A 1,462-nucleotide genomic window follows, 5' to 3' on the forward strand; every position below is an offset into this window, starting at 1 on the left:
CTTTTCTTCATTTCTTTTTTGCTTTTTATACTCATTTCTCCACTCTTTTGCTCTTTTTTCGTTTTCTTTTTTGCGGCGTTCTTTTTCTTTCTCAAATTCCGGAAACTGCTTTAAAACTCTTGAAACTGTAGATTTATTAACTCCTAATATTTTTGCTATTTCCACAATCTTTAATTTATCTTCAAAATAATACTTTTTTACTATTTCTACGTCCATAATAATCCCTCTCCGCAACTTTTTTGTTCCGTATTTTGGGCATACTACGGCTATATACTAGGTTTTTATCATCAATTTCCAACCTTCATCGGCTTTTTCTATTCTAATTTGTGCTACCTTCATAAGTCTTTCTGCTACTTTGAGGAGTAAGTCTTTATTTTTCATGGGCTTAAACTCAATCCACATTATCTTCTGCCTCCCATGGCAACTACTTTACTGCTGCCTTTCTCTTCTTCAAATTTCTTCTGCATCCATTCTTCTAAGCCTTTTTTAGGAATTATTATTTTCTTGCCGTGTACTTTTAGTGAGGGAAAGTCTTTATGCTTTGCAAGCTCATACATATAACTTCTGCTTACACCCAGCACTTTTGCCGCTTCATCTATTGTATAAGCATCAAGTAGGGATAAAGGCTTTTGTTCTTCTTTATCTTTTTCTACAGTACTGAGCGCCTGAATGATTTGATTTATAACGTCCGTAATGTCAACTTCAAATTTTATGGTTATTCTGTTATCCATGATTTTTTACCTCCCTTGTTTAAAAAAGGTGTGATTTGAGATATAATAGCTTTGTAAAGCATTCTGACATTTTTATGACTTTTGTACATTATGATTTACATCTTGATTATAAGTATTGAACATTTTTTCTACCTCTGTACCTAATGCTTTTGCTATTTTTAAGATTACCTTTGCGCTAGGATTAACTTTACCATTTTCTATTTCAGATAGGTATGGCCGTGAAATACCAGTAAGTTTAGCTAGTTGGGTTTGTGAGATTCCTTTCTCTTTCCTTATATTCTTTATTATGTTCTTCATAATTTAAGTCACCTTGCTTTGTGTATTTTATTATTTACACTTTAATTATATATTCATCTTGCTATTTTGTCAAGTATGTTGTACAAAATTATTAAAAAATTTTCTTGTTTGTAATCAATAATTTACATATAATTAAACTAAGGTGATGAAAATGAAACTAGGAGAATTGATAAAGAAATTCAGAGAAGAAAATAAAATGTCTCTCAGAGAATTTGCAAAAAAAGCTGGTTTAAGTCATTCCTATATAAATAATTTAGAAAACGGAATAGACCCCCGGTCAGGGAAAGAAGTTATGCCTACAATAAAAACACTTAAGAAGATAGCTCAAGCAATGAATATGGAGTTAAATGATTTGCTTAAGCAAATTGGTTATATTGAAGCAGAAAAATCTAGAGAATGGCAACCAAAGCTTACGGAGAAAGATGAAAAAGATA

Annotated in this window: 5 protein-coding genes; 1 reads left to right on the plus strand and 4 read right to left on the minus strand. The window is 31.1% G+C overall.

From position 1 onward, the window contains the following. The 4 genes from M663_RS0113905 to M663_RS0113920 form a co-directional block, all read right to left on the minus strand. Window positions 1–216, minus strand: a 216-nt coding sequence (locus M663_RS0113905; RefSeq protein ID WP_029689365.1) for a helix-turn-helix domain-containing protein, incomplete at its 3' end; no start/stop codon positions are given. Window positions 217–273: 57 nt separating this feature from the next. Continuing rightward, window positions 274–402, minus strand: a complete 129-nt coding sequence (locus M663_RS15770; protein WP_273702756.1) for a hypothetical protein — start codon at window positions 400–402, stop codon at window positions 274–276. After that, entirely contained in the window at window positions 402–731 is a 330-nt protein-coding gene (locus M663_RS0113915; protein WP_029689366.1) for a helix-turn-helix domain-containing protein, read from the minus strand. Before M663_RS0113915 ends, M663_RS15770 begins: the two co-directional genes overlap by 1 nt. 72 nt (window positions 732–803) lie before the next feature. Then, complete coding sequence (locus M663_RS0113920) at window positions 804–1,028, minus strand: helix-turn-helix transcriptional regulator (RefSeq protein ID WP_042805422.1); 225 nt, start codon at window positions 1,026–1,028, stop codon at window positions 804–806. 151 nt (window positions 1,029–1,179) lie between these two features. On the opposite strand from M663_RS0113920, the gene M663_RS14940 reads away from it, so the two are divergent. Then, window positions 1,180–1,462: helix-turn-helix transcriptional regulator (locus M663_RS14940; RefSeq protein ID WP_273702757.1), on the plus strand; the 283-nt coding region annotated here is incomplete at its 3' end.

Origin of the sequence: Thermoanaerobacter sp. A7A (assembly GCF_000445185.1) — a bacterium.
Classification (GTDB): domain Bacteria; phylum Bacillota; class Thermoanaerobacteria; order Thermoanaerobacterales; family Thermoanaerobacteraceae; genus Thermoanaerobacter.